This window comes from Ruegeria sp. BJ6 (assembly GCF_056537885.1).
The window spans coordinates 525,812-550,542 of the sequence record NZ_JBQFSG010000002.1 but is presented as its reverse complement, the minus strand read 5'-3'; the positions used below and the strand labels follow the sequence as shown (position 1 = coordinate 550,542).

Genomic DNA, 24,731 nt, shown 5'->3' with positions numbered 1-24,731 from the left:
TGCCTCCAAGAACCCCACGGAGGTGACCGATGAACAACGTAGAGAAATTCAGCCGACTGACAAAGGTCATCGCCAATCCGAGTGCTGATCATCCCTCGGCACTGACCGAAGGCGTCTGGCTCGCAGCCAAGGAACTGCAGGGGCACCCCCTTTCACTTGAACGTATGGAACGCGTCGGCGCAACGCGGGAACGGCTGGACGCCGACCTCATACATGGCGCCGTGACCATGAAACGAATTCGCGAGCGTGTCCGTGCATGCGCTCAAAAGATGGGCTTCAGCGGCCCTGCCCCGCTGATCTTAAAAAGCTCAACACCGAACTCTCCCTGACCACCAGCCTCAAACAACGGTGGCAACTGGCCGGGGATTATACCGTCACGATCCCCGGCCACCTTTTCAGGGCTAGAACAACCAGCGGCCTTGCAGGCAGGCCGCCGGGGCGCGCACCGCACACTCACAGGAACAATAAACCGGTAGCGCGCCCTGCAAATTCAAAGAGGGTCAAGACATGGCAAAGCACTTAGCGGACTCTTTCTTCTGCCCGGACTGGCCGATGTGCGGCTGCCCGAAAGAAGCCGTGAAGCCCGGGTGCCCCGGCCTGAAGATCCTCTACAACTCAGACTTCCGCACCGACCCCCATGCAGGCGCGGAATGCGGGCGAGGCCAGCATCCCCAGTGCCCCGTACCTCGCCCGCCCATTTCTACCACCGCAGCTGAAGGAGCATCATGATGGACTGGGTTTCTTTCCTATGTGGTGTGCCCGTCGGCATGATCCTGGTGCACAGCTGGATCGTACTGGCAATCCGTCGCTCGAATGACGCTTACGCCCGCGCGCGGGACATTTACATCGCGGCTATGAAGGCCAAACGAGAGGCTGGACTGCCGGACTACGGCATTCCGATATCTGAGGAAGGGCAGTAAATGGCAATCTACAAGATCGATGTCGGCGAATTTGAAGCAGTTACTCCATTCACGGGTGCTGCGCTGCCGGAACTAAAATTTATCCCAATCAACCAACTTATCATTGACGACAGATATCAGAGGTCCATCGAGAGGCGCGGTAAACAGAATATTTTGAAGATTGCCCAAAATTTCGATTGGTCGAAGTTTTCGCCAGTCGTCCTCTCGCGCCGCGCTGAAGGAACGTACGCCGTCATTGACGGCCAGCATCGAACACATGCAGCGGCCCTTTGTGGGATTCAGGAAGTCCCGGCGATCATTACCAGCATGACTATTGAGCAGGAGGCTTCAGCCTTCAGTTGGGTCAACGGAAGCGTCACAGCGCTCACGCCAAACTCCCACGACCAAACTCTCTGCCCTGTACCGACTGCGGGGGGCGTGTATGAGGAAGGCGGGCCTCGCCACGAGTACGACCACCATTTGGGGTATGCGTCTGAGCACCACGAGAGCGTTGAAGCTGTTTGCAGCTCTTGCCATGCCGAGCGGGAGAAAAAACGCGGAACCTACGACGGAGTTCGTGAATCCAACAAAAGCAGATCGAACCGCGAACACAACGGTTTCCCCAAGCAGTTGGGAGGGGAAGGATGAGGACGCCCGAACAGATTATTGGGCACGACGCCCATCTGCAGCTCATTTTTGAGGGGTATGATGTTCTTCCAGCTTCTGAAGTTGCTGAGCTTCGTCGTCGTCTAGGTGGCGGATGCGACGCAAATCAAGGCGGCGACCACACTGTCCGATCTGACGGGAAATACAAGTTTTGCGGCGATTGCGGCGAGAGTTTGCGCGGCATTCGGTATTGCCATGAGCCGCGCGTGAAAGGCGGTGACGCATGACCCGCCTGTCCTGCTGCATCCCCTTTTGCGCCCGCACTACGGCTGAGCCCTATGACGAATGGATATGCGGCAAGCACTGGTCGGCCACGTCGAAGAAACTCCGCCGGATCTGGTTCAAGCGCAAACGCCGCTGGAAAGCCGGGGATCAATCCCAAGGCCGCCACCTCACCCGCATCTGGGAAAAGCTCAAGAAGCAGGCAATGGAAGGAGCCATGTTCCAATGACCACGCCCCGCAGAATTCAACTGAGCCGCAAGAAAGGCTGGCGCAAACCGGATAACACAACCGTTGTCGCCCGCCCCGGCCCGTGGGGAAACCCGTTCAAGGTCGGGGAACACGGGGACGCTGATGAATGTGTCCGCAAGTACCGGCGCCTGCTTGGCGGTCTTATCGACGTCGCCCAATGGCCCTGCCCGTCATATGCCGAACAGTCTGCGGCCCTCGATCACGCGCGGGAACAGATTCACACCCTGCGCGGCCGCAATCTCGCATGCTGGTGCGGTCTGGATAAGCCCTGCCACGCGGATGTGTTGCTCAATCTCGCGAACGAGGTGAAATCATGACCGACCTATCCACCCTACCCGAACGCGCCCTTTCGATCCGCCAGCCGTGGGCATGGGCCATCATCAATGCCGGGAAAGATATCGAGAACCGGACGCGCCGGTTCGGCTATCGCGGGCCGATCTGCCTTCATGCGGGTCTGAATAAAGACGCAGGGCAATACACAATTGCATCGCACGATATCTTTGCAGCGGGAAAGATTGATGCCCCTTCACTGCTAGACGTTCAGCGCGGCGGGATCATCGGCACAGCCGAAATCGTTGACTGCATCGATACCAGCGACAGCCCGTGGTTCTTCGGGCCATACGGCCTTGTCCTGCGCAACGTGCAGCCCGTCCCGTTTACCCCCGTCAAAGGCGCGCTTGGCTTGTTCCGCTGGCGCAAGAACATCGACCGCGGCTCTGCATGACCACCCCCATGCGTACAGGCGGAGACGGCAATAACAGGAAAGGAACGGACGATGAAATCAAAAAAGTACGAAATGGAAGTTGAGATTTGTGGTGAATACGGAACCCACACAGAGGATGTGCCAGATGAACTGAACTACAAAGGTGCCCCTAATTTAGTCGGTCTGACTGCCGTAGATCGGGCCAAGAACACCATTCAGTGGTTCAATGGTACCCGCAGAGAACACGAAAACCAGCGCAAGCTAATTCGTGTCGTGGAGGTCACCCGCAAAACGATTTTCGACGCAGCCCAATAGCCCCCGAGTGGGCACCGCGCGGGTCAAAGGAGATAGAGAGATGCACCTACAGAAGTCACCAAAGGGCCAACACTACACCAGCGACGGCTTTGTGATCCTGAACGCGGAAGGCGAACCTTGGACGCCGCAATGGTTCATCACCGAGCATGCGGCCCGTCGCTACTTGAATCGCATGGCGCGCAGCCAACCCAAATGGGATCTATCGAAGCACACGATTGTGCCCGCGAAATTTACCTTGAAGCCCAAAGTGTGAGCGGAGGCAGTCATGACCAATACTAGTGCAGAGGCTGTTGAGACACTTGTTGATCGTGTCGCAAACTACGACCCCCACTCAGAAACATACCAAGCCCCAGTACGCGCCGACACAATCGCGACACTTCTTGCCCTCGCCGCCGAACGTGACGCCCTCTCAGCCCGCGTAGAGGAGCTTGAAAAGGAGCGCACAAAGTTAGCCTCTGAAATAATGGAATGTGAGAATGAAGTGTATTTGGCCTCTGTGAGCGTAGACATGTTGGTCGAGAGGTTAAACCACACTGTATCAAACGCCCGAAAATTCGGTGTGCATGATGGACTGTCGATGGCAATCGGTAGTCGGTGGACAGCGACATTGGATCGCTGTGGTTCGGAAATAGAAGTTGTCTCTGTGTCCGATATCGAAGCACTCAAGGAGGCAGAGGAATGAAGCCTACACCTGAACAGGTCGAACAAGCAGCGGTTAAATGGTGCGGTCAAAAGGATCGCGAAACGTTTCCCGAGGACTTGGAATACTTCCGTAACCAATGGCCGCATCTGCCCGGACTGCGAGCGTATGTCGAAGCCGAAGTGAAGGAGGCAGGGGAATGACAGAACAACTGAACGCACCGGAGCGCCATTCAAACCAATCGCGCAACCTGATCCTGAATAAAACCGTGACGGACTTGGACAGGATTATTAATCAGCACGACCCGGAGATTGACGTTCCTATCAATCAAGGTGTCTGGGATCGTCTGGATAAGATGGCAATGCAAATCGAGGCATTGTCCCGCGCCGACACGCAACCCACTGTGAAGCCGTTGGTGTGGGATGAGCACCCGGACGGGGAAGGTTTTTACGCCTTTCAAAACGATAATGGCGATGCGCTGTACATCATTGACTTAATGGATAGCGGCCAGTGGCGTTTATTTATTGGTGGTGCCTTGGCAGGGAATCCAGATGACGACTGGAAGCCAATGCTTTGGGACAATGCCGATGATGCAAAAAAGTTCGCTCAGGATGATTTGAATGGACGCTTGCATTCACTACGCACCCCAGCGCCTATGGCCGATGCTAATCCAAACTCAGCCGCTTGGACGCAAATTGCTTTTAATGACGGGCTAGAGACCGCCGCAGAGCTTGCCGATGAATTAGAGACAAAAACCAACAGGCCGTCTGTAGTTGCCGAAAAAATCAGGAAACTTATCGATCAACAGCGACCATCGCCTATGGCCGGGTGGCGGACTATGGATAGCGCGCCGAAGGATGGGACGTGGGTTTTAGGGTTTCAACCTCGCAGCAGCGCAGAAGATCAAATAGAGCCGTGGCAGTGGTTCGAAAGCTCGGGATATACGGGTTGGATAAACGCTGCTGACAATAACGAAGAAGATCAGCAGCCCACCCACTGGATGCCCCTTCCCCCATCCCCCACCGACCAGCCCGCGCAGCCGGGAAATCCCGTGCAGGAGGCGGCGAATAGCGTTGACCACCATCAGCAAACAGGACGCGCTTGGGACATAATCACCGAGGCCATAGCGGAATACGACAACTGGATGCTGGATGACGATTATGAAGCCGGGCCAGTACTGGAGCGAATAGTCAAACGCATGAAAGACCGCCGCGCCCTCGCAGGACAGGAGGCCCCCAATGACTGACAAGCTGATAGAGCGGTTCGAGCCAATTGTTGTTCCTGCATTTGACGTGGAAGCGCTGGGTGACACCCACGAAGCGGAAATGGCCCCCCACCATTTAGGGCATTGGGTTCGGTACAATGATTATGCCGACGCCCTAGAAGCACAACAAAAGCGGATAGCGGAGTTGCAAGAAACAGTGGTCCCGTTCCTGCTTGTTCATGCGGCCCGATATTCCCGAGAACACGAGCTTCCGGATGGCCACCTGCACTACAAGCACTACGACATCCTTAAATCTTGTGGGGCTCGAATGGATGATTTTACTCGCGCCGCACTCGCACGGGAGGGGGAAGGATGACACCAGCCAAACCCTATACACCTGAGAAACTTGCTGAACGTTGGGCTTGCTCTGATGAAACTGTTCGGCAAATGGTAAAACGAGGTGAGTTGCGCGGTTTTCGAGTCGGGCGCATGATCCGCATACCAACGGACGCAGTAGAGGAATATGAATCATGCCAGACATCAAAATCGGCAGATTGCGAGGGGGACTCTGCGCATACTGGACAGGACCGGACGGGAAGCGAACCCGCCATCAGCTTAGCGCACGCACGCGAAAGGAAGCCGAAGCGGAGGCAATAGACCTCTACCGCCGTAAGGCCCCTACCCAGACGAGCCAAACTATCAAGGACCTGTGGAAAGCTTACGTTGCTGAGCGAAAAGGTCGATCGATAGCAGAGACCATGAAATACACGGGGAAAGCGGTGTTGCCCCATTTCGGTGCACTGCGACCCGATCAAGTGACCGTCAAAGACAGTCGGGAATATGCAGCCAAGCGGCGAAAGGAAGGCATCAAGGACGGTTCGATCTGGACGGAACTTGGCCACTTGCGCTCGGTGGTGAATTGGGCGGCCAAACACGGAATGATCGAAAGGGCGCCTGTCGTTGAGCGGCCATCAAAGCCTGCTCCGAAGGAACGCTTTTTCTCGCGCGATGAGATTGACCGGCTTCTTGCGGTGAAGTGCGAGCCGCACATTCGTCTCGCCATGATCCTAATGTTGTCCACTGCTGGACGAGTTGGCGCCATTCTCGAATTGACCTGGGATCGTGTGGATCTCGAACGTGGCCAAATCAATCTAAGAACGGGTGACAGCGAAACGCGCAAAGGTCGCGCAGTCGTGCCGATCAACGCCGGTTTACGCGCTGCACTTCAGGAAGCCAGAGAAGCTGCCTTGAGCGACTATGTGATCGAATGGGCTGGCGGACCAGTTAAGAGCATACGCAAAGGCATCGTGAATGCGGCGGCTCGGGCAGAGGTGCCCAACGCAAGCCCGCACGTATTCCGGCACACATCTGCGGTTCACATGGCCGAAGCCGGTGTTCCCATGAGCGAGATCAGCCAATACCTCGGACACTCAAACGTGCAGATCACCGAGCGCGTATATGCACGCTATAGCCCTGATCACCTGCGCAAAGCTGCAGACGTGGTCGATTTCACTAAGGTTCGTAGCGTTCGCTGATACCAAAAAAGAAGTGTTCCTAAGTTCAGTGAACTTGGACACACGGGACAAACCCGGAATTATTGGCGAACAATTCGTATAAGAAGTTGGCCCTTGACGAGAAATCAATATCTTGGCGGAGGCCATCTTTTTTCACATCGAAGATGTCAGGAGTTCAAATCTCTTATCACCCACCATTTTCTTTCTGCATCCGACGATTTCTGTAACCGGTTCTCTGCGACCGAAAGGCTTGTTTAGCCTTGCAACCCGTGTAGGCTGCTCATTCTGATCAGTATTTTCTTAAATCCATAAACGGGTCGCAGAATGGCAAAGATGAAGCGGGAAATCGGCCTGATTGGACTTACCTTCATTTCTGTCGGCGGCATTATCGGATCAGGCTGGCTGTTTGGACCATTGCTTGCCGTTCAACAAGCAGGCCCGGCGGCAATCCTGTCATGGCTTTTGGGCGCGGCGGCCATGTTTATTCTGGCCATTACATTCGCCGAGATATCGGCCATGCTTCCAATCCCCGGTGGAATTGCCCGTGTGCCCCAGTTTTCGCACGGAAATATCGTTTCCATGGCAATGGGTTGGAGCGCCTGGATCGGCTATAATACCACGGCCCCGATCGAAGTTGAGGCCATGCTAAAGTATCTGGCCCCCTATGCCCCATGGCTTCACGTAGCGGATACTGGAGATCTGACCGGGGCCGGAATTGCCATCGCATTGCTGCTCATGTTGATTTTCGTCGCTATTAATGCACTTGGAGTCAAATTCTTTGCCCAAGTAAATGCAACGTTAACTTGGGCAAAAATAGGCATTCCGATCCTGCTTTCGATCCTTTTGATCTCAACGCGGTTCAATGGGGCTAACTTTACCAATACCGGTGGATTTGCTCCATATGGACTGCATGGCATCATGGCCGCGGTGTCGACCGGAGGTGTTATTTTTTCTTTCATCGGATTCCGGCACGTAGTGGATATGGCCGGTGAAGCGCGCAATCCCAAATTTACCATTCCTGCCGCCCTGGTTCTGTCCATTTTGCTCTGCGCACTCATTTATCTTGGCCTGCAGATCGCTTTCATAGGCGCGTTGGACAGCGACGCCCTGAAAAACGGATGGGCCAGTCTGAGTTTCGGCGGCGAAGGTCCTCTGGACGGTGTTATCATGTCCGTTGGTCTGGTTTGGTTTCTAAGTCTGCTCAATGTTGGCTCTGTCATAGGGCCATTTGGAAACGGGCTGGTCGCCACCGGCTCCAACGCCCGAATTGCACTTGCATTGTCCAAAAACGGCTTCCTGCCCGGTATGTTGCAGAAATTATCGTCCTTCGGCGTTCCACTATGGGCTTTGGGCCTCAATTTTCTGGTCGGGGTTTTGTTTTTGCTGACCATCCCGTTCAACGAGGTCATTGCACTGAACGGGGCGGCAATTGTTCTGTCATTCGCAGTCGGCCCGATAGCAGTTGTGTGCTTGCGGGACTTGCTGCCTGATCACCCACGCTCGGTTCGTCTACCGGCCGTTCGCCTGGTCGGGGTTCTGGCCTTCGCCATAGCGACATTAATTGTGTACTGGAGCGGCTGGGACACTGTTTGGCGGCTTGGTTTAGCGCTGATCGTTGGTTTGTTGCTTTTGCTGGCTCGATTTTCCGGCAAGCTAAGGGAAATGGACATCACCGAAGCGCTGTGGCTGATACCATATTTTATTGGCATCGGCCTGATATCCTATCTCGGTCAATTCGGTGAGGGCGCGCAAAAACAAATCCCGTTCGGATGGGATATTGCTGTCTGCGCAGTCTTTTCGGTCGTTATCTTTGTTCTGGCCGTGCGGTCTGCACTGCCACAGGACAAGTTTCAGGAATACATCGTTGAAGAGGAAATCCTTGATCCGACCAAACCGGTCGTCGGCTTTTAATCGACAAAAAAACGGGCCCTAAGGCCCGCCTTTATAAACTGAACTTCGCGGTCAATGCGCCGTTGCCGACCGCCCGCTGCCTTCTGCAGATTTGGCGGCTGCGGCTGCGGCTTCTTCCGCAGCCTCATCCCATTCAATCGGCTCGGGCTCGTGAACCAACGCAAGCTTCAGGACTTCGGAAACATGACTGACCGGGATGATCTTAAGTCCCTCTTTCACATTGTCGGGAATCTCGGGCAGATCTTTTTCGTTTTCCTGCGGGATCAACACAGTTTTGATACCACCGCGCAGCGCCGCAAGCAGCTTCTCTTTGAGGCCGCCAATCGCCAGCGCATTCCCGCGCAGGGTAACTTCGCCTGTCATGGCAATATCTTTGCGCACCGGGATTCCGGTCAGCACCGATACAATTGATGTCACCATTGCCAGACCAGCCGACGGACCATCCTTAGGTGTCGCACCTTCAGGCACGTGCACGTGGATGTCCCATTTGTCGAACTGCGGCGGTTTGATACCCAGGCTGGGCGAAATCGACCGCACATACGAGGACGCAGCCTCGATCGATTCCTTCATCACATCGCCAAGTTTACCAGTGGTTTTCATCCGCCCTTTGCCCGGCAGGCGAAGCGCTTCGATGGACAACAGTTCGCCGCCGACCGAGGTGTAGGCCAGACCGGTTACAACACCGACTTGATCCTCGAGCTCTGCCAGACCAAAGCGGAACTTGGGCACACCCAGAAACTCATCCAGATTTTCAGGCGTCACCGTCACGGATTCGGCCTCTTTCTTGATGATCTTGGTCAGCGATTTCCGCGCCACCTTGGCAATCTCACGCTCCAGATTACGCACACCCGCCTCGCGGGTGTAGGTACGGATGATCGATGTCAAAGCTTCGTCGGTCAGCTCGAATTCCTTGGCCTTCAGGCCATGGTTCTTGACCTGCTTGCTGATCAGGTGCTGCTTTGCAATCTCACGCTTTTCATCCTCGGTATAACCGGCCAGCGGGATGATCTCCATCCGGTCCAGCAGCGGTCCGGGCATGTTGTAGCTGTTCGAGGTGGTCAGGAACATCACGTTCGACAGGTCGTATTCAACCTCAAGATAGTGGTCCATGAACGTGCTGTTCTGTTCGGGATCCAACACTTCAAGCATCGCCGACGCCGGATCACCACGGAAATCCTGCCCCATCTTGTCGATCTCGTCGAGCAGGATGAGCGGGTTCGTAGTTTTCGCCTTTTTCAGCGCCTGAATGATCTTGCCGGGCATTGACCCGATATAGGTCCGACGGTGGCCACGAATTTCGGATTCGTCGCGCACACCACCCAACGAGATGCGAATGAATTCGCGTCCGGTTGCACGGGCAACTGACTTACCCAGCGATGTCTTACCCACGCCCGGTGGTCCGACGAGGCACAGGATCGGCCCCTTCAGCTTTTTCGAACGCTGTTGCACAGCCAGATATTCGACTATCCGCTCTTTAACCTTTTCAAGGCCATAATGGTCGTCATCCAGAATGTCCTGCGCCTTACCCAGGTCCTTTTTCACGCGGGATTTGGTGCCCCATGGCAGCGCCAGAATCCAATCGAGGTAGTTGCGCACCACCGTGGCCTCGGCAGACATGGGCGACATGTTCCTGAGCTTTTTCAGCTCGCCCTCGGCCTTTTCGCGCGCCTCTTTCGACAGCTTAGTTTCGGCGATTTTCTCTTCCAGCTCGGCAACTTCGTTCTTGCCGTCCTCGCCATCACCCAATTCCTGCTGAATGGCCTTCATCTGCTCATTCAGATAGTATTCGCGCTGGGTCTTCTCCATCTGGGATTTGACCCGCGTCTTGATCTTTTTCTCGACCTGCAGAACAGACATTTCGCCCTGCATCAGGCCATAGACCTTCTCCAACCGCTCGCTGACGCTGAGGGTTTCCAGCAGGTCCTGCTTCTGCTCGACCTCAATCCCCAGATGGCCAGCAACCAGATCGGCCAGCTTTGCCGACTCGGTTGTTTCACCAACCGCGGCCAGCGCCTCTTCGGGAATGTTCTTGCGAACCTTGGCATAACGCTCGAACTCGTCCGTGACGGTTCGCAGCAGCGCCTCGGTGGTGGTGACATCGCCGGGGATTTCCGTGAGGTATTCCGCACGTGCCTCGAAAAAATCTTCGTTTTCAAGGAATTCAGTGATTTTTACGCGGGCCTGACCTTCGACCAGCACCTTGACCGTGCCATCGGGCAGCTTCAGCAACTGCAGCACATTGGCCAGCACACCCGCTTTGTATATGCCGTCTGTATCGGGATCGTCCACGCTGGGGTCGATCTGGCTTGATAGCAGGATCTGCTTATCGTCCTGCATCACCTCTTCCAGCGCGCGAACCGATTTGTCGCGGCCCACAAAAAGCGGCACGATCATGTGCGGGAACACCACGATATCGCGCAGCGGCAGTACGGGGTATGAGGAATTCAGAGGCTCTTGCATGCTCTATCCTTATCGTTGGCAAGACGACACCGGTCCCTTATCAAGGCAACCCTCGGCCATCTCCTGTCTTGGACGGTAAAGGTGGGGCGCAAACACGGCCTTTTCAACCTCACCATCGGCTTTGTGTGCGGCAGCATGGCTTGAGTACTCGGGGACTGCAAGCCATGGCACGCCAGATTCCTGTCTTTTGGCCTCAGAATTTCAAACAGGACAGCAGGCTGGGCGATCTCAGCATCGATGCGGGCACGGTGGCCAATCAAGCTCAGCGTCAAAAGATCATCTGAACAGCGCGGGACAGAAAGAAACCGTGTCCATCCCGGTTCCGACAATCCAGTCCTTTGCGTGACGACTGGCAAACAAACCCGCCGAACCTTCCGGTCACGCCATATTCCGCGCGGTCGAAACCATCCCGGTTACGGTTCAATGGTTCGCACAGTATTGTGGCCGGGCCGGTATCACGCATGAAAAAACTGTGCCCCCAATCCGAAATACAATCGGCAGGACGAGGCGCGGCTGGCTGGCCGTGTCGTTCAATGATGGTGCAGTAGATATCCGAGAAATTGGCCTCTTGCCCGACCGAACACTGGATATTCTCTGACGGTGTTTCGAACGTCCAGACGTCCGAATAAGTTGGCGATGCGGTAACCAAAAGGGCAATGAACCAAGCTGAGCGCGACATACTCGTACTCCAAATGCAAATTACGAAAACTGCGGACTAAAATCGGCTTTAGCCTACATTGTTTCGCGAAATTTGTCACTGAAGCACAGAAGGCTCACAGAGGTTCGATATCCCCCTGCTCCCGCTGCGCATGAAATTCCGCCTGCCACACCTGAAACGTCCCGGCGGCAATCGCTTCGCGCATTCCCTGCATGATTTCCTGAAAATAGTGCAGGTTATGCCAGGTAAGCAGCATGCCCGAGATCATCTCGTTAGCGCGGAAAACGTGGTGCAGATAGGCGCGGGAATAGTTGGAACAAGCCGGACAGGTGCATTGCTCGTCCAGCGGGCGCGGATCGTCGGCGTGGCGGGCATTCTTGATATTGACCACCCCAAAACGGGTAAAGACCTGCCCGGTGCGCCCGGAACGCGACGGCAGCACACAATCCATCATATCGATTCCGCGTGCGACCGCCCCAACGATGTCATCGGGTTTCCCAACGCCCATCAGATAGCGCGGCTTGTCTGTTGGCAGCATGTCAGGGGCAAAATCCAGAACTCCGAACATGGCCTCCTGCCCTTCGCCCACGGCCAGCCCCCCAACTGCATAGCCTTCAAAACCGATCTCTTTCAGCGCCTCTGCGGATTCTTCGCGAAAATCCTGCTCCAAACCACCTTGCTGGATTCCAAACAGCGCATGGCCGGGGCGGTCTCCGAAGGCATCACGCGACCGAGCAGCCCAACGCATCGACAGGCGCATCGACTCGGCGATACGCTTTCGGTCAGCGGGCAAAGCCGGGCATTCGTCAAAACACATTACGATGTCGGATCCCAGCAAACGCTGAATCTCCATCGACCTCTCTGGAGTCAGTTCATGTTTGGAGCCGTCGATGTGCGATTTGAACGTCACGCCTTTTTCGGTCAACTTCCGCAGCCCGGCGAGCGACATGACCTGAAACCCGCCCGAATCCGTCAGAATGGGGCGATCCCAGTTCATGAACTTGTGCAATCCGCCCAGCCGATCAATCCGTTCAGCAGTCGGGCGCAACATCAGGTGGTAGGTGTTGCCCAGCAGGATATCGGCGCCGGTGGCGCGCACGCTTTCCGGCATCATTGCCTTGACCGTAGCGGCAGTGCCGACCGGCATGAAAGCAGGCGTTCGCACCTCTCCGCGCGGGGTGTGAATAACCCCGGTGCGGGCTTTGCCGTCAGTGGCTTTCAGATCAAAGGAAAAACGCTCGGTCATGTCATCGCCTCGGGTCGCTGAACCGCGCAGGATTTGCCCGATCTGCCCGGTCATTGCAACCCGTCAAGGCAGCGATGCTACCCGGTCGGTAAACAGGCGTACAACCCCTGCCCCGTCCACATTGCGGCAAACCTGTACCGGTGGACGGGATACATCCGGACGGGTTGCGCCCTTTTCCGGTCCAGCAACTTCAACACGCAGCCCTGTTTCTGCCGTTTCGAACATCTGCTCGTGCGTGCAAGCGATAACGGCCGTTGAATCGTGCAAACCACACCCCTCCAGCCCGCCAACATCCTTGTAGAACCTCAGATAGAAACGCGAAATGTCACGCAGAAACGCACCCATGTCGGGTGAGCGTTCTGCCAGCGCCTGAAAGTCAGCAGTCTCGTAAAGCGTCTTGAGCGTCACATCCAACCCGACCAGAACGGTTTCCGGTGGCGCGGCAAAGACCACATCGGCTGCATGCACGTCGTGATAGATATTCGCCTCGGCATATTCGGTGACGTTGCCGGGGCAAAAAACGGCCCCTCCCATAATTACAAGACGGCCAAGGTTCGACGCGAATTCAGGGTCCAATCGCATTGCATCAGCAATGTTGGTCAGCGGACCGACCGCGCAAACCACAAGTTCCCCCTTATACTGGCGCGCCATGTCTACCAGAAACTCGGCCGCGCTCAGCTGGTCGTTTTCGCCGATGTCCGGGATATCGATCACGTCCCCAAAACCTTCCGTGCCGTGAACGTGATCCGAGGGTTGATGGTTGTCCGCCCCGTGTGCAACAGCCGCGCCTTGCGCAACTGGCACGTTTAGATTGAGCCTGTGCAGCAGATAACGGGCATTGCGGCTGGACTGATGAACATGGGTGTTCCCAAATACGGTGGTAAGACCCAGCAACTCGATTTCAGGTGCCGCAGCAGCGTAAGCTATGGCCATGGCATCGTCGATGCCTGGATCGGTGTCGATTACAAGTTTCATCCGCGCCCGATAGCGCAATCGGGCAAGGATGCAAAGCAGTCACACGCCGGGTATTGCATGACACCTGCCTACACGGACAGACTTGCGCCACGCACGCTCCATTCATACCAGAGTTGAAAATCGACGACTCAACCCCCAAATGTATACCGTCGTACACAATAATGAGGACAGACATGACCGAAGACCAGATCATCGGATTGATTTCATCGAACATCATATTCCTGTTGGCGGCGGTATTTATCGTTGTCATCATTCTGAAAGGCATCAAGATCGTGCCGCAATCCGAGAAATTTGTGGTCGAACGGTTCGGGCGCCTGCATTCGGTGCTTGGCCCCGGCATCAACTTTATCGTGCCGTTTCTGGATGTTGCGCGCCACCAAATCTCGATTCTCGAGCGCCAGCTGCCCAACGCCACCCAGGATGCGATCACCAAAGACAACGTTCTCGTCCAGATCGACACCTCTGTCTTTTATCGTATTCTGGAACCGGAAAAGACTGTCTACCGCATCCGTGACGTCGATGGCGCGATTGCAACCACCGTGGCCGGTATCGTCCGGGCAGAGATCGGTAAAATGGATCTTGATGAAGTTCAGTCAAACCGGGCTCAGTTGATCTCACGCATTCAGGAAAGCGTTGAAACGGCTGTGGATGACTGGGGCATACAAGTGACCCGCGCCGAGATTCTGGATGTGAATCTTGATCAGGCCACCCGTGACGCGATGCTGCAGCAGTTGAACGCCGAACGGGCGCGTCGCGCACAGGTGACCGAAGCCGAAGGTCAGAAACGATCAGTCGAATTGCAGGCCGACGCCGAACTCTATGCCGCGGAACAGACTGCCAAAGCCCGGCGTATTCAGGCCGAGGCCGAAGCCTATGCAACAGGTGTTGTCGCCAAAGCCATTCAGGACAATGGTATAGAAGCGGCGCAGTATCAGGTTGCGCTGAAGCAGGTCGAATCGCTGAACGCCCTTGGCAACGGTACGGGTAAACAGACCATCGTCGTGCCTGCCAACGCGCTGGAGGCCTTTGGCGATGCGTTCAAGATGCTGAAGGGAGGCAAGTAATGGCAGACCCGTTTTGGTTGACATGGTGGCTCTGGCTGGCTGGTGCACTTGTTCTGGCCATTCTTGAGGTTGTTCTGCCGGGCTTTATCTTTTTGGGATTTGCTATCGGGGCTGCAATTACAGGAATTTTGTTGGCGATCCCCGGAATAACGCCCTCGCTGCCGGTATTGTTGCTGATCTTTGCGGCACTGTCGCTTGTCGCCTGGCTGATCCTGCGACGGATGTTTGCTCTGCCTCATGGGCAGGTGAAGACCTTTAATCACGATATCAACGACTGAAGAAATTGGCGTGGCGCGCGTTGCTGCGCGCCATTGCCCCTCTGGACGCTGACGCAGGGGTTCCCTATATAATCGCTCAGGTAACTGATCCGAGGCTTGAATGACCCATCCCAGTGAACAGCTTGAAGGCACACCACTCATCGCGCCTTCGACCGTTGAACACCCCTTGTACGAACAAGTGGTCGAAGCTTGCAGATCAGTGTTTGATCCTGAAATTCCAGTCAATATTTACGACCTCGGTCTGATCTACACGATCGAAATCAGTGACGACAGCGCCGTTAAGGTGATCATGACACTGACTGCCCCCGGATGTCCGGTCGCAGGCGATATGCCCGGCTGGATCATGGAGGCAATCGAACCCGTTGCCGGTGTCAAAGAAGTCGACGTCGAACTGACCTGGGAACCGCCCTGGGGTATGGAGATGATGTCGGACGAGGCGCGCCTTGAACTGGGCTTTATGTAAGGCCCGGGTTTCCTCCTGAAACCAAGGACTTGTCGCAAATCATTCGTCTTACTGTTACCTATCGGTTAACAGCCTGACACATTGGCACGCAACAAATGCGCCACATCAACATTTACGGGGGTGGGAAAAGCTAAGCAGCACGCGTTAGCTGCGGCAGTTTAATCACTTCCGTGAAATGAGCTGTATGTATGGGCTTTTGACCTTCTGTCGTCCCCAAATACTTCAGGCCCAGAATTGGGGCCGCTCTTGCCCGAGGGCGGCCCACTTTCATTAAGGAGCGGGTGACGAAACACCGGCCGTCAGGAAATTCCGCATTGTTCCTTTGTTTCCGCGATCCTCGCATCCAATGACTTGACGTAGTCACCGGACAACATCTGTAGCTTTTGTTGTTCGTCACCCTTGATCAGGCCCAGAAGTGCTCCGGCGGGGGTTATCGCGGTGACATCCAGCAGCTGTTGCTGTTCAGCATGTTCTTTTTCTGCGTTCAGTGCCCGCAAATCCCCCTCAGCCGTGGCACAGTTGACGGGATGCGTTTTCTGGCCCGTTTCAGACAGCGCGGGACTTTGCATCCCCAAAACAAGCAAAAAGGAAATGGCCGGGATTGCTTTTCCCGTAAAGTTCCAAACAGGCTTCAGCCTCATGACGATGTTCCCCTTTTTCACCAAATAATCCGGTGATTTGAATTAAATGAATGGTCAACAACCGGCAGCCTATCGGGTGAAAGGATCGGGATGCAAGAACTTGCACGTGTGAAACAACAGTGCAGTTCGGCACCTGAACCTAACAAAAGGTGTATTTGATTGACCAACTTCCCTTGAGCCCGCCGCAAGTCGGCCTTAAATTGTTGGCAACGCGCGAAAACGGAGAACACGATGTTCGGCATTCCCGGCAAACAGGCCGTGACCATTACGCCCAAGGCCGCAGAGCAGATTATCCGCCTGATGAACAAGGGCGGCCATGCAGGCTTGCGTATCGGTGTGAAAAAAGGCGGTTGCGCCGGAATGGAATACACCATGGAATATGTCGATCAGTCCGACCCGCACGACGAAGTTGTCGAGCAGGACGGCGCGCGCGTCATGATCGCACCGATGGCACAGATGTTCCTTTTCGGAACCGAGATCGATTACGAGGTTTCATTGCTCGAGTCCGGTTTCAAATTCAAAAACCCCAACGTGGTGGATGCTTGCGGCTGCGGCGAGTCCATCAAGTTCAAGGAAGCTGATCAAAGTCCGGGTATTCAGTAACCTTCCCGATGGGTTCTGACGTAAAACTCCAGATTGCATATGCCGACCGAATATCGCATCAGTTCGGCTGAATGAAGGTGCCTGCGATTGTCTCTGACCCTGTCGGATGTTATCGGGTTACAAAACACGAAACTCAAAAAGGGACGGTCGAATGCGGCGCAAGTTGGCGGCAGGTAACTGGAAAATGAACGGTGTAAGCGCAGCCCTCGGAGAGCTGGATGCGCTGGCCCGCAACCACCCTTCCCCATCCATCGACATACTGATCTGTCCTCCGGCGACCCTTTTGGATCGGGCGGCAAGAAGCCTGAGTGAAACTTCTGTTTCTGTTGGCGGTCAGGATTGCCATGCCGCTGCTTCGGGTGCACATACCGGTGATATCAGCGCCGACATGCTCAGCGATGCCGGTGCAAACGCAGTTATTGTCGGCCATTCCGAGCGGCGCGAAGACCACGGAGAACGGGACGAGGACGTCCGTGCCAAGGCCAAGGCCGTCATGAACGCAGGCATGACCGCGATCATCTGTGTCGGTGAAAGCCTGGAACAGCGCGAAGCGGCCAACACGCTGGATATCATCGGCGGGCAAATGTCGGGCTCGATCCCCGACCAGTCGACTGGAGAGAACCTTGTGATCGCCTATGAACCTGTGTGGGCCATCGGCACGGGCAAAGTGCCGACACTTGACCAGATAGGCGAGGTTCATGACTTTATCCGCGCTCGGCTGGAACGCCGCTTTGGCGAAGGTGTTGGGCGTTCCGTTCGATTGCTCTATGGGGGATCGGTCAAGCCGGACAACGCTGCCGAAATATTTGCTGTGCACAATGTCGATGGCGCACTGGTCGGCGGTGCAAGCCTAAAGGCTGCTGACTTTTCTGAGATTGTGAACGCCCTAGAATCCGTCTGACGCGCCTATTCGGCAATATCTTCGGCCCACAGTTCGGGTTTTTCTTCGATAAACCGTTTCATCAACGCAATACAGTCGGGGTCGTCGGCAACAACAACCTCGACCCCGTTCGAACGCAGGAAATCCTCATTGCCGCCGAAATTTTGGGTATCTCCAATGACGACGCGCGGTATCCCGAACTGAACAATTGTTCCGGCACACATCATGCAGGGGGACAAAGAGGTATACAGAACCGTATCGCGATAGGTCTTTTGCCGCCCCGCCGTTCGCAAGGCATCCATCTCACCATGAGCAATGGGATCTCCATTCTGAACGCGTCGGTTTCGGCCTTGTGCCACCACCTGACCGTTACGCGCCAAGACTGATCCGATCGGGCACCCGCCTTCGTCAAATCCGGTCTTTGCCTCGCCATACGCGACGCGCAACAATAATTCGTCGATTTCATTCAGCATAAAGTTTCACCAACGTTCTGCTTATTCTAGCAGCAGGTTAGCTGTCCGTACCGCCCCTGCCCAGCCCTTTGTTTTGACATGAAAAAGCGCGGAATATTTGGGGATGGGGGACCAGCCTACAAAAAACGAAACTGCCGGGCATGAACTGCCCGGCAGTCTCATTATTTCTCGGAGATCAATTGGTGATGATTTCCGGCCCCATGATTGCGTTGGGCAGCACCGTCGAAAGCCACGGGATGTAGGTCACCATAATCAGGAAGACAAACAGTACCGCAAGGAATGGCAGTGCGGCGCGAACGACCCTCATCATTGGCATTCCCGCTACACCGGACGTGACAAACAGATTCAGGCCGACCGGAGGTGTGATCATCCCGATCTCCATGTTCACCACCATGATGATCCCCAGATGGATGGGATCGATACCCAGCTCGATGGCAATCGGGAATACAAGCGGTGCGACGATGACCAGCAGGCCCGAAGGTTCCATGAACTGGCCGCCGATCAACAGGATCACATTAACCACCACCAGAAACATGACCGGACCGAAACCAGCCGACAGCATCGCCGAGGCGATATGCTGTGGCACCTGCTCATCCGTCAGCACATGCTTGAGGATCAGCGCGTTCGCGATGACAAACAGCAGCGTTACAGTCAGTTTGCCTGCTTCGAACAGCGTGTGCTTGGTATCGGGGTGGAAAAATGCCGTGACCAGTGCATAAGGCTTTTTGACCAGCGGAATGTTCGGCGCATCACCCTCGGAACACAGCGGTCCCATATCCTTGTAGACAAAGCTGGCGATCAGAAAGGCATAGACGGCGGCCACGGCTGCGGCCTCGGTCGGTGTAAAGATGCCGCCATAGATGCCGCCAAGAATGATGACAATCAGGAACAGACCCCAACCGGCCTCGCGCGCTGAAGCAAAAATCTCGCTCCAACCTTTCCAGTCCCCTTTTGGCAGGTCCTTGACCTTGGCCATGACATAAATGGTGACCATCAGCATCAGCCCCGCCAGCAGGCCGGGAATGACGCCTGCAAGGAACATCCTGCCGACCGAGACCTCGACCGCTGCGGCGTAGACGACCATCACGATAGAGGGCGGGATCAGAATGCCCAGCGTACCGGCGTTACAGATCACGCCTGCGGCAAATTCCTTGGAATATCCGACCTGACGCATACCAGCGATGACGATTGAGCCAATGGCGACCACAGTCGCCGGAGAAGACCCCGAAAGCGCGGCGAACAGCATACAGGCAAACACGCCTGCTATTGCAAGACCGCCCGGCAAGTGACCGACGCAGGCAATCGAAAAGCGGATGATGCGTCGCGCAACCCCGCCTGTCGTCATGAAGGACGACGCGAGGATGAAGAATGGAATGGCAAGCAGTGTGAAATGGCCTTCGAACGCCTCAAACAGAGTACCTGCGACCGAGGCAAGCGAACTGTCCGAATAGACCAGAAGGAACAGGGTGGAACTCAGGCCAAGCGCAACCGCGATCGGCACACCGATCATCAGCAGGCCGATGACCATTGCAAACAGGATGACAACGTCCATCAGTCATGCTCTCCCTGCTGGGCGCGAACCTGTTCCAGTTCGTCCTCGACTTCGTGGCTGGCGACGATCCGGTCGGTTTCTCCCCGCAAAATCTGCAGACCGACCTGCGCAAATCGAATGACAAGCAACAACATCGAAAGAGGCAGCACAAAGTACGGAACCACCTTGGGGAGCTTTTCGTAGGTTTCGCCGTAGTTGATCAGGTCTTCCAGAAAGCGCAGCGGTGCGACCATCGGAATATCGTCTACCTCGTAAAAGCTCTGACTGCGCGCGCTGGTATCAAACCCCGTCGGGAACCAACGCCCCGAAGTCGGCGGTAAATCTGCGAAGACAGCCCAATAGTCATAGGTGCCCTTGAGCATCAGCAACGAAAACACAAGACAACAGGCGACGGCAACCAGCGCCATAATTTTGCGAGGACCCGGTGCAAGCAAGTTCAGAATGGCATCGACACCCAGATGCGCATGTTTCTTGACCGCGTAAGACGCCCCAAGCAAAACCAGCCAGCCAAAGGTGAAAACGGTCAGTTCCAGCGCCCACAGGATGTTGGAATTAAACACAAACCGCGCGATAACGTTGGCAAAAGTGACGACCGTCATCAGGCCAAGAAGCAACGCGATCAGAGTTTCTTCGATTTGGTCGCCCAGCCCTGACGGGCCGGATTTCGCACCAGACATCTGAATATCCCCGCAATGTTATGAGTTATTAAAGGCGGCGGGCCTGTAGCGGCCCGCCCGGCGTGCTCGTCCGTGTTACTCCCCAGCCCCCGGACTGCTACGCCTGTTACGGGGCTTAGTACCCGGCGTTGATTGCCTGTGCGGCGTCGATCTTGTCCTGACCCACGTCACCAGCGAACTTGTCCCAGACCGGCTTCATCGCATCGACCCAGGCCTGACGCTGTTCGGGATTCAGCTCGCGAATGATACCGCCCGCATCAGTGATCGAGGCTTTGGCCGCTTCGTTCACGGCAAAGGCTTCCTTGTTCCGTGTCTCGGACACCTCGGTCAGAATGGTCAAGAACTGCTCACGCACTTCGGGGTCAAGGCTGTCCAGCCAGTCCACCGAGGTCACCACCAGATAGTCGATGATGCCGTGATTGGTTTCAGTCACACCATCCTGAACTTCAAAGAACTTCTTGCCATAGATGTTCGACCAGGTGTTCTCCTGCCCGTCGACAACACCCTGCTGAAGAGCGCCATATACTTCCGAGAATGCCATTTTCTGCGGGCTGCCACCAATGGCTTCCATCTGGGCCACCAGAACGTCCGAGGACTGAACCCGGAATTTCAGGCCATTTGCGTCCGTCGGCTCGATAAGCGGCTTGTTGGCCGACATCTGCTTCATGCCATTGTGCCAGAATGCCAGCCCCTGAAGGCCACGACGCTGCATGCTGTCCTTCATTGCCTGCCCGTCATCCGACGCCTGGAATGCGTCAACCGCTTCAATGTTCTTGAACATGAACGGCAGGTCGAACAGACGGAATTGCTTGGTGAACTTTTCGAATTTGGACAAAGATGGCGCGGCCAGTTGCACGTCGCCCTGCAGCATCGCCTCCAGCACTTTGTCATCGTTGTACAGCGTCGAGTTCGGATACACCTCCATGCACATCACGCCATTCATCTCGTCGTTGACGCGCTGTTCCAGCAGAGATGCTGCGATGCCTTTGGGATGCTTGTCGGTGTTCGTCACATGCGCGAACTTGACCACGATCTCACCGTCGTCACATGCCGCCATACCGGCAGTAGCGGTAACAGACAGTGCCAGAGCGGTGGCTGCGGTTGTCAAAAGTTTCATTTCTTTCCTCCCCAGATTTTGAGACGTACTGCAATTCGCCAGTTGCGGCGTCGCGATGAGCGGAGTGAAGCGAATCACAACTTCTCGCTCAACACTTTGCTTTCGGAAGCTTAGGGAGTAAAAATTCTTTTATATATCAGTTCTGTATGGAAGTTATTTAATCTGCATTTCAAACATGGAATTTGAGGTGTGCGAAATTCCGCACAGTCCCAAGCTACATTGTGCGGATTTTCGCACGGTTTTCGAATCGCGAAACCGAATCAGCCGATTACAAGTTGCTTCGGAAGAGTATCAGGCTGAATACCGGTGACCTCTGGGTTCAAGCGCCCCTGCGGTCGGAGTATTTCGATACGTCAACGCTTGTAATCTTCGGGCCGAATTCCGTATCGCGCCAACTTGTCGTAGAACGTTTTCCGCGGCAATTTCAGCGCGCTGGCCGCTGCCGACGCTTTCCCATTGTGACGGCCGAGTGCAGCAATCAACAAAGATCGCTCTACCCTCGCCATTTGTTCGGCCAAACCAAGATCGGTTGCCTGTGCAACGTCTTCGGGCATACCCAGCACAAAGCGCATCGCGGCGGACATCAGTGATCGCGCATTTCCCGGCCATTCCTGGGCCATCAACTCTGCCAGATGATCGGGCGTAACCTCTGGTGCAGCAATGCCAGCCTGCTCGGCCGCTTGTGATACATACTGCCGAAAAATCACCGGAATATCTTCGGGACGTTCAGCCAGAGACGGAATTCGCACCCGCATGACATCAAGGCGATAGAACAGCTCGGCATTGAAAGAACCTTCCGCGACCAGACGCCCAAGATCCGCCGTTGTACCCGCGATGATGCGGGCATCTGCTCCCTTTTCGATCAGATCCAGCGCCGCGTACTGCGTCGCTTCCGGCATCGAAGACACTTCGTCCAGAAACAGGGAACCGCCAGAGGCATCCTCACAAATTTCAGCCAGTTCCGCCGCCTCAAGACCGGCTGTCGATCGCTTCACGAACGGCCCTTGTCCGACGGGCGACATCAGGTGCACCACTTCGGCCACCTTCGAAATACCACTGCCCGGGGGGCCGGTTACCAGCACCTCGGCCTGCGTTGGGGCCACATTGCGCACCCGCTCGCGCAAATCCTCGGCCTGAGGCGATAAGCCGAAAAGCAACCGCGCTGCGGGGTCTCCGCGTTCCAGCTCATGTTTCAACGCCCTTTGTTCAAGTACATGCGCCCGGGCGGCAAAAGCACGATTGAGCACGGCAAGCAAATCGGATGCCGCACACGGCTTTTCCAGAAAGTCGAACGCACCCTGCCCCATCGCCTGCACGGCCATCGGAATATCGCCCTCACCCGTCAGCAGAATAACGGGAAGCTCGGAATCCACATCCGTCGCATAGGACAAAAGATGAAACCCGTCGCGGCCCGGCATTCGCATGTCAGACAAAATTACGCCGGGAAAGTCAGGTTTGATGTAATCCTTGGCCGCAACGAAGGAACCGACGGCAACCGGGTCGCAATCCGCCAGTTCCAACGTCTGGCTCAACGCCTCTCGCACAGCTGCGTCGTCATCGACCAGTAAAACCTTACGGATCATGCGGCCTCGTCCTCTCTGTACGGGTCAAGTTCAACGGTGAATTCCGCACCTTCCGTGGTGTTTGCGCCCCGAATCTCACCCCCAAAACTCTGCACCAGCCCGTAAGAAATCGACAAACCAAGCCCCATGCCTTCATCGGCACCGACAGATTTGGTGGTATAAAACGGTTCGAACATCCGCTCGGGGTCCTTGATCCCCGGTCCGGTATCGCGCACTGAAACCGTCAACCGGGCACCATTTCGGAGCTCTATGGAAATGCGTTTGCCGACCTGCCCTTCCATCGCATCGGCAGCATTATTGATCAGGTTGACGAAAACCTGAACCAGTCGCACTTCTCCTCCCCATGCAAAAACCGGACCTTCCGGAGGTGTCCAATCCAGTGCCACGCTGTCTGCGCGAAGCTTCGCCTCGGTCAGCTCAACCGCAGCGTTCAGAACCTGCACAAGATCGACCTTGCCCATGGGTTCGCTTTCATTTCTGGCAAAAGCACGCAAATTCTTGATGATCCGTGCCATACGGGTCGCCATTTCAGAAATTCTGCCTAGGTTCTCACCAGCCTTCTGTTCTTTTCCACGTGCCAGAAAGGCCGCACCGTTATCCGCGAACTGGCGGATCGCCATCAGCGGTTGGTTTAGCTCGTGACTGATGCCTGCCGACATCTGCCCCAAAGCGCTTAGCTTGCCAGCCTGCACCAGATCAGCCTGCGCCCGCTTCAGCGCTGCCTCAGCCTCTTGCCGTTCCGCAACCTCGTGTCGCAATGCGGTATTCGCGGCCGTCAGAGCGCGGGTTCGCTGGGCTACCCTGCTTTCCAAAACCGCGTTCGCATCAGCTAACGAGCGTCGTCTCTCCATCGCAAGAAACAAAAAAGCGCCAAAGGCAAGGCAGATCGCGGCGACCGCCGCCGCCTGTAACGCCGCAAGCCGACGTGCCGGTGCCACATCCATCAACACTTCGCCCGTCATTCCGATTACGGGCAGGTCGCGGGTCAGATGCAACGCCCGCTCTGGCAGATATGGCCCCCAACCCAGCCGCCAGATTTCATGCTGACCAACATAGCCGGATGCAAATTCTGGCGCGTCTCGGTCCAACGGCGCCAATCCAATGCCATTCTCCGGTCGTTTCCAGAACAAGAGCTCGGATCGATTGGTGATAAACACATGGCCGGGCCTGTCGACAAAAAAGACAGCTTCGGTACTGCTGCGCCAAGTGCGCTCAACATCCTCGATATCCGCAACCATCATCAAAGCGCCAAATATTTGGCCATCCGGTCCAAATGCGGGCGCGGCATATGAAAATATCCGGTTGCCTTCGGATTGCAGAATCCCGTGCGAGCTTCCAAGCGCGCCCTGCATGGCACGCCTGAAGGCTGGATCGTTATCAACCGTTCCGGCCCTCACACCCTGCGCCGAGGCCAGCACCTGCCCGTTGTTGTCAGCAAACAGAACATCGATTGCGGCAGTCTTGTCTGCAACTTCCAGCAAAAGCGCCTGCGCGTCGTTCCGTCTTTCAGGATCGATCAGTCCACGTAAACCGGGGTGATCAGCCATCAATACGGCAAGTTCCTGATAAACCTGCAACTGCAGGCTCAACCCGTCTGAGGCCAGTTCCAGATCGGCCTCGGCCTGTTCGCTCAACTGATTAAGTGCCTGCCGATAGCCATAAGACCAGACGGCAGACGACAGCAGGCCGACAGCCAGCAGGAATCCAGCAATTGTCCAAACGCGACGCATGACTATG

31 protein-coding genes are annotated in these 24,731 nt (G+C 55.7%); 20 read left to right on the top strand and 11 right to left on the bottom strand.

The window, feature by feature from the left end:
- The first annotated feature begins 29 nt into the window (after positions 1-29).
- The 15 genes from ACR0D6_RS08055 to ACR0D6_RS07985 all read left to right on the top strand — a co-directional run bounded on the left by ACR0D6_RS08055 (position 30) and on the right by ACR0D6_RS07985 (position 8,324).
- Positions 30-329, top strand: coding sequence for a hypothetical protein (locus ACR0D6_RS08055; RefSeq protein ID WP_480765109.1), 300 nt, complete (start codon positions 30-32; stop codon positions 327-329).
- A gap of 399 nt (positions 330-728) precedes the next feature.
- Positions 729-920: a hypothetical protein gene (locus ACR0D6_RS08050; RefSeq protein WP_480765108.1), complete on the top strand. Its 192-nt coding sequence runs from the start codon at positions 729-731 to the stop codon at positions 918-920.
- The gene (locus ACR0D6_RS08045) at positions 921-1,547 is read left to right on the top strand and encodes a ParB N-terminal domain-containing protein (RefSeq protein ID WP_480765107.1); all 627 of its coding nucleotides are present in this window, start codon (positions 921-923) and stop codon (positions 1,545-1,547) included.
- Between the two features lie 241 nt (positions 1,548-1,788).
- Complete coding sequence (locus ACR0D6_RS08040; protein WP_480765106.1) at positions 1,789-2,016, top strand: hypothetical protein; 228 nt, start codon at positions 1,789-1,791, stop codon at positions 2,014-2,016.
- Positions 2,013-2,354 carry a DUF4326 domain-containing protein gene (locus ACR0D6_RS08035; protein ID WP_480765105.1) on the top strand — a complete coding sequence of 114 codons (342 nt, stop codon included), beginning with the start codon at positions 2,013-2,015 and terminating at the stop codon, positions 2,352-2,354. Before ACR0D6_RS08040 ends, ACR0D6_RS08035 begins: the two co-directional genes overlap by 4 nt.
- A complete protein-coding gene (locus ACR0D6_RS08030) occupies positions 2,351-2,761 on the top strand; it encodes an ASCH domain-containing protein (RefSeq protein WP_480765104.1) in 411 nt (136 codons plus the stop codon). Before ACR0D6_RS08035 ends, ACR0D6_RS08030 begins: the two co-directional genes overlap by 4 nt.
- 51 nt (positions 2,762-2,812) lie before the next feature.
- Complete coding sequence (locus ACR0D6_RS08025) at positions 2,813-3,055, top strand: hypothetical protein (protein ID WP_480765103.1); 243 nt, start codon at positions 2,813-2,815, stop codon at positions 3,053-3,055.
- A 40-nt stretch (positions 3,056-3,095) separates the two neighbouring features.
- Positions 3,096-3,308 carry a hypothetical protein gene (locus tag ACR0D6_RS08020; RefSeq protein WP_480765102.1) on the top strand — a complete coding sequence of 71 codons (213 nt, stop codon included), beginning with the start codon at positions 3,096-3,098 and terminating at the stop codon, positions 3,306-3,308.
- A 12-nt stretch (positions 3,309-3,320) separates the two neighbouring features.
- Entirely contained in the window at positions 3,321-3,737 is a 417-nt protein-coding gene (locus tag ACR0D6_RS08015; RefSeq protein ID WP_480765101.1) for a hypothetical protein, read from the top strand.
- Positions 3,734-3,898 carry a hypothetical protein gene (locus ACR0D6_RS08010; protein WP_480765100.1) on the top strand — a complete coding sequence of 55 codons (165 nt, stop codon included), beginning with the start codon at positions 3,734-3,736 and terminating at the stop codon, positions 3,896-3,898. The genes ACR0D6_RS08015 and ACR0D6_RS08010 overlap by 4 nt, the downstream gene beginning before the upstream one ends.
- Positions 3,895-4,941 carry a DUF551 domain-containing protein gene (locus ACR0D6_RS08005; protein ID WP_480765099.1) on the top strand — a complete coding sequence of 349 codons (1,047 nt, stop codon included), beginning with the start codon at positions 3,895-3,897 and terminating at the stop codon, positions 4,939-4,941. The genes ACR0D6_RS08010 and ACR0D6_RS08005 overlap by 4 nt, the downstream gene beginning before the upstream one ends.
- A complete protein-coding gene (locus tag ACR0D6_RS08000) occupies positions 4,934-5,275 on the top strand; it encodes a hypothetical protein (RefSeq protein WP_480765098.1) in 342 nt (113 codons plus the stop codon). The genes ACR0D6_RS08005 and ACR0D6_RS08000 overlap by 8 nt, the downstream gene beginning before the upstream one ends.
- On the top strand, positions 5,272-5,556 hold the full coding sequence (locus tag ACR0D6_RS07995) for an excisionase family DNA-binding protein (protein WP_480765097.1): 285 nt from the start codon (positions 5,272-5,274) through the stop codon (positions 5,554-5,556). Before ACR0D6_RS08000 ends, ACR0D6_RS07995 begins: the two co-directional genes overlap by 4 nt.
- Before the next feature lie 101 nt (positions 5,557-5,657).
- Positions 5,658-6,434 carry a tyrosine-type recombinase/integrase gene (locus tag ACR0D6_RS07990; protein WP_480765096.1) on the top strand — a complete coding sequence of 259 codons (777 nt, stop codon included), beginning with the start codon at positions 5,658-5,660 and terminating at the stop codon, positions 6,432-6,434.
- A 303-nt stretch (positions 6,435-6,737) separates the two neighbouring features.
- A complete protein-coding gene (locus tag ACR0D6_RS07985) occupies positions 6,738-8,324 on the top strand; it encodes an APC family permease (protein ID WP_480765095.1) in 1,587 nt (528 codons plus the stop codon).
- A gap of 51 nt (positions 8,325-8,375) precedes the next feature.
- On the opposite strand, the gene lon is transcribed toward ACR0D6_RS07985, so the two are convergent.
- The 4 genes from lon to ACR0D6_RS07965 all read right to left on the bottom strand — a co-directional run bounded on the left by lon (position 8,376) and on the right by ACR0D6_RS07965 (position 13,663).
- The gene (gene lon, locus ACR0D6_RS07980; RefSeq protein WP_480765094.1) at positions 8,376-10,784 is read right to left on the bottom strand and encodes an endopeptidase La; all 2,409 of its coding nucleotides are present in this window, start codon (positions 10,782-10,784) and stop codon (positions 8,376-8,378) included.
- Between the two features lie 268 nt (positions 10,785-11,052).
- Positions 11,053-11,463 carry a DUF6636 domain-containing protein gene (locus ACR0D6_RS07975; protein WP_480765093.1) on the bottom strand — a complete coding sequence of 137 codons (411 nt, stop codon included), beginning with the start codon at positions 11,461-11,463 and terminating at the stop codon, positions 11,053-11,055.
- 94 nt (positions 11,464-11,557) lie between these two features.
- Complete coding sequence (gene tgt / locus ACR0D6_RS07970) at positions 11,558-12,688, bottom strand: tRNA guanosine(34) transglycosylase Tgt (protein ID WP_480765250.1); 1,131 nt, start codon at positions 12,686-12,688, stop codon at positions 11,558-11,560.
- A gap of 63 nt (positions 12,689-12,751) precedes the next feature.
- Complete coding sequence (locus ACR0D6_RS07965; RefSeq protein ID WP_480765092.1) at positions 12,752-13,663, bottom strand: nucleoside hydrolase; 912 nt, start codon at positions 13,661-13,663, stop codon at positions 12,752-12,754.
- Between the two features lie 173 nt (positions 13,664-13,836).
- Between ACR0D6_RS07965 and ACR0D6_RS07960 the strand changes: the two genes are divergently transcribed.
- From ACR0D6_RS07960 to ACR0D6_RS07950, 3 genes are all read left to right on the top strand, one after another.
- Complete coding sequence (locus ACR0D6_RS07960) at positions 13,837-14,727, top strand: SPFH domain-containing protein (RefSeq protein ID WP_170652323.1); 891 nt, start codon at positions 13,837-13,839, stop codon at positions 14,725-14,727.
- On the top strand, positions 14,727-15,005 hold the full coding sequence (locus ACR0D6_RS07955; protein ID WP_480449738.1) for an NfeD family protein: 279 nt from the start codon (positions 14,727-14,729) through the stop codon (positions 15,003-15,005). The genes ACR0D6_RS07960 and ACR0D6_RS07955 overlap by 1 nt, the downstream gene beginning before the upstream one ends.
- A gap of 100 nt (positions 15,006-15,105) precedes the next feature.
- The gene (locus ACR0D6_RS07950) at positions 15,106-15,468 is read left to right on the top strand and encodes an SUF system Fe-S cluster assembly protein (RefSeq protein WP_170652319.1); all 363 of its coding nucleotides are present in this window, start codon (positions 15,106-15,108) and stop codon (positions 15,466-15,468) included.
- 299 nt (positions 15,469-15,767) lie between these two features.
- Here the strand turns inward: ACR0D6_RS07950 and ACR0D6_RS07945 are convergent, their stop codons facing one another.
- Entirely contained in the window at positions 15,768-16,109 is a 342-nt protein-coding gene (locus ACR0D6_RS07945; RefSeq protein ID WP_480765091.1) for a hypothetical protein, read from the bottom strand.
- Positions 16,110-16,340: 231 nt separating this feature from the next.
- On the opposite strand from ACR0D6_RS07945, the gene ACR0D6_RS07940 reads away from it, so the two are divergent.
- Both ACR0D6_RS07940 and tpiA read left to right on the top strand, forming a co-directional pair.
- Entirely contained in the window at positions 16,341-16,712 is a 372-nt protein-coding gene (locus ACR0D6_RS07940) for a HesB/IscA family protein (RefSeq protein WP_170652315.1), read from the top strand.
- 151 nt (positions 16,713-16,863) lie between these two features.
- The gene (tpiA, locus tag ACR0D6_RS07935; RefSeq protein ID WP_480765090.1) at positions 16,864-17,613 is read left to right on the top strand and encodes a triose-phosphate isomerase; all 750 of its coding nucleotides are present in this window, start codon (positions 16,864-16,866) and stop codon (positions 17,611-17,613) included.
- A gap of 5 nt (positions 17,614-17,618) precedes the next feature.
- Here tpiA and ACR0D6_RS07930 read toward each other — a convergent pair whose 3' ends face one another.
- The 6 genes from ACR0D6_RS07930 to ACR0D6_RS07905 all read right to left on the bottom strand — a co-directional run bounded on the left by ACR0D6_RS07930 (position 17,619) and on the right by ACR0D6_RS07905 (position 24,724).
- The gene (locus ACR0D6_RS07930; RefSeq protein WP_480765089.1) at positions 17,619-18,065 is read right to left on the bottom strand and encodes a nucleoside deaminase; all 447 of its coding nucleotides are present in this window, start codon (positions 18,063-18,065) and stop codon (positions 17,619-17,621) included.
- 175 nt (positions 18,066-18,240) lie between these two features.
- A complete protein-coding gene (locus ACR0D6_RS07925; RefSeq protein ID WP_170652309.1) occupies positions 18,241-19,617 on the bottom strand; it encodes a TRAP transporter large permease in 1,377 nt (458 codons plus the stop codon).
- The gene (locus tag ACR0D6_RS07920) at positions 19,617-20,294 is read right to left on the bottom strand and encodes a TRAP transporter small permease (protein WP_480765088.1); all 678 of its coding nucleotides are present in this window, start codon (positions 20,292-20,294) and stop codon (positions 19,617-19,619) included. The genes ACR0D6_RS07925 and ACR0D6_RS07920 overlap by 1 nt, the downstream gene beginning before the upstream one ends.
- Before the next feature lie 115 nt (positions 20,295-20,409).
- Positions 20,410-21,411, bottom strand: coding sequence for a DctP family TRAP transporter solute-binding subunit (locus ACR0D6_RS07915; RefSeq protein ID WP_480449743.1), 1,002 nt, complete (start codon positions 21,409-21,411; stop codon positions 20,410-20,412).
- A gap of 353 nt (positions 21,412-21,764) precedes the next feature.
- Positions 21,765-22,994 carry a sigma-54-dependent transcriptional regulator gene (locus ACR0D6_RS07910; RefSeq protein ID WP_480765087.1) on the bottom strand — a complete coding sequence of 410 codons (1,230 nt, stop codon included), beginning with the start codon at positions 22,992-22,994 and terminating at the stop codon, positions 21,765-21,767.
- Entirely contained in the window at positions 22,991-24,724 is a 1,734-nt protein-coding gene (locus ACR0D6_RS07905; protein WP_480765086.1) for a sensor histidine kinase, read from the bottom strand. Before ACR0D6_RS07905 ends, ACR0D6_RS07910 begins: the two co-directional genes overlap by 4 nt.
- Between the last annotated feature and the right edge of the window lie 7 nt (positions 24,725-24,731).